Genomic DNA, 2,786 nt, shown 5'->3' on the forward strand with positions numbered 1-2,786 from the left:
CATCCGGACGCTCTTCGACACCGAACTCCCCCTGCGCCAGATCTTCGCCGACCCCACCGTCACCGGCATCGCCCACCACATCGACCACCCCACCGGGCAGGAGGGCGGCAGCCGTCCCGCGCCGCGCCCGGCGGCCCGGCCGGACCGGCTGCCGCTGTCCTCGGCCCAGCAACGGCTCTGGTTCATCAACCGCATCGACCACGGCGGGTCGTACAACATCCCGGCCGCCGTACGCCTGACCGGCCGGCTGGACCGGGACGCGCTGCGCGGCGCGCTCGCCGATCTGGTGGCCCGCCACGAAACGCTGCGGACGGTCTTCCCGGACAGCTCCGAAGGCCCCTGGCAGCAGGTGATCGCCGCCGGGCAGGCGGCGGCCGGTCTCGTCGAGCGCGACGTCGAGGCCGGGCAGCTGGCCGGGATGCTGGCCGACGCCGCCGCCCGGCCGTTCGACCTGACCCGCGACCCGCCGCTGCGCGTGACGCTGTTCGCGCTGTCGGACACCGAGCACGTGCTGCTGGTGGTGCTGCACCACATCGCCGGCGACGCGCTGTCCATGCCCCCGTTCTGGCGCGACCTGGCGGCGGCCTACCGGGCCCGGCTCACCGGCGGCGAACCCGAATGGCCCCGGCTGCCCGTGCAGTACGCCGACTACGCGCTGTGGCAGCGGCAGCCGCACGACGACTCGCGGCTGGACTGGTGGCGTACCACCCTGGCCGATCTGCCGGGGCACCTGCCGCTGCCGGTGGACCGGCCGCGCCCGGCCGTGGCCACCTTCCGCGGGGACAGCGTGCGGTTCGAGATCCCGGCCGGCCTGCACGGACAGCTCGGGACGCTGGCCCGCGAGTCGCAGGTCACCCTGTTCATGACGCTGCAGGCCGCCCTCGCCGTGCTGCTGACCCGGCTGGGATGCGGCAACGACATCCCGATCGGGGCGCTGACCGCCGGACGCGGCCACGAGGAGCTCACCGACCTGGTGGGCGTCTTCATGAACACGCTCGTGCTGCGCACCGACACCGGGGGCGACCCCGCCTTCACCGACCTGCTGGCCCGCGTCCGGCAGACCGACCTCGCCGCGTTCCAGCACCAGGACGTGCCGTTCGAGCGGGTCGTCGAGGCCCTCAACCCGCCGCGTTCGATGGGCTGGAACCCGCTGGTCCAGGTCATGCTGGAACTGCACGAGGCGACCGCGCCGATGTCCGGCCTGCCCGGGCTCACCGCCGCCGACCAGCCGGTCGACTACGCCCCCGCGAAGCTGGAGCTGATCCTCACGTTCACCAAGCGGGCCGGCGACGACGGCCTGGACGGCGAGCTGCGCTACGCCACCGACGTCTTCGACCGGGTGAGCGCCGAGGCCCTGGTGGACCGGCTGATCCGGGTGCTCACCGCGGTCGCCGCCGATCCGGGCGTGCGGATCGACCAGGTCCCGGTGCTCTCGTCCGGGCAGCGGCACCAGATCCTGCGGGAGTGGAACGACACCCGCGCGGCCTTGCCGGATTCGGTGCTGCCGCAGCTGATCGAGGCGCAGGCGGCCGCCGACCCGCAGGCCCCCGCGGTACGCGACGCCGGCGGCGTGCTGCTGACCTACGGCGAGCTCAACGCCGCGGCGAACCGCCTGGCCCGGCATCTGGGCGGCCTGGGCGTGGGCGCCGAGTCGTTCGTCGGGGTCTGCGCCGGTGAGAGCCCCGACCTGCTGGTCGCCCTGCTGGCGGTGATGAAGGCGGGCGCGGCCTACGTCCCGCTGGATCCCGCGCACCCGGCGGAGCGGCTCGCGTTCGTCCTGGACGACACCGGCGCCGACGTCGTCGTCGCGCAGGACGAGCACGCCGACACCGTCGAGGGCCTGACCGGCGCGACCGTGGTCCGGCTGGGCCGTGACCGGGACCGGATCCAGGCCCGTTCCGGCCGGGACCTGGACCTGCCGATCAGCGGCGACAACCTGGTGTACGCCATGTACACCTCCGGTTCGACCGGACGCCCCAAGGGCGTGCTGATCTCTCACCGCGGGCTGCTGAACTACCTGTGGTGGGCCGTGGACGGATACGGCCTGGACGGCGAGTCCGGGGCGCCGCTGGTCGGCTCGGTCGCCGTCGACCTGTCGGTGCCCAACTTCTGGCTCCCGCTGATCGACGGCCGCGACGTCACGCTGATCGGCCCGGACACCGGCGGTCAGGCCCTGGCCGCGCTCCTGCGCGAACCACGCGACTTCAGCCTGCTCAAGCTGACCCCCGGCCACGTCGACCTGCTCGCCGCCCAGCTCGCCCCCGGCACCGTCCTCGACTCGGTGCGCACGTACGTGATCGGCGCCGACGAAGTGCGCCCCCAGACGGTGACCTCCTGGCAGCGGATCTGCCCCGGCGCCCGGCTGATCAACGAGTACGGCCCGACGGAGACCGTGGTCGGCTGCTCGGTCCACGTCATCGACGGCCCGCCGGCGGCGGCCTCACCGGTGCCGATCGGCCGGCCGATCGCCAACATCCGCATGTACGTCCTCGACGCCCGGCTCGAACCGGTGGCGCCCGGCGTGGCCGGGGAGCTCTACATCGCCGGCGCCGGGGTCGCCCGGGGGTACCTGAACCGGCCGGGGCTGACCGCCGAGCGTTTCGTCGCCGACCCGTTCGGTGAGCTGTTCGGCGAGCCGGGCACCAGGATGTACCGGACCGGCGACATCGCCCGGTTCCGCCGCGACGGTGAGCTGGAGTTCCTCGGCCGGGGTGACGACCAGGTCAAGATCCGCGGGTTCCGGGTCGAGCCCGGCGAGATCGAAGCCGCCCTCGTCAGGGACCCGG

Annotated in this window: 1 protein-coding gene; it reads left to right on the top strand. The window is 73.9% G+C overall.

Annotated elements, in window-relative coordinates:
- On the top strand, positions 1–2,786 hold a 2,786-nt coding region (locus tag ACIA8R_RS52925; RefSeq protein ID WP_397045840.1), incomplete at both ends, for an amino acid adenylation domain-containing protein.

Source organism: Nonomuraea sp. NPDC051191 (assembly GCF_044455665.1).
Taxonomy (GTDB): Bacteria; Actinomycetota; Actinomycetes; order Streptosporangiales; family Streptosporangiaceae; genus Nonomuraea.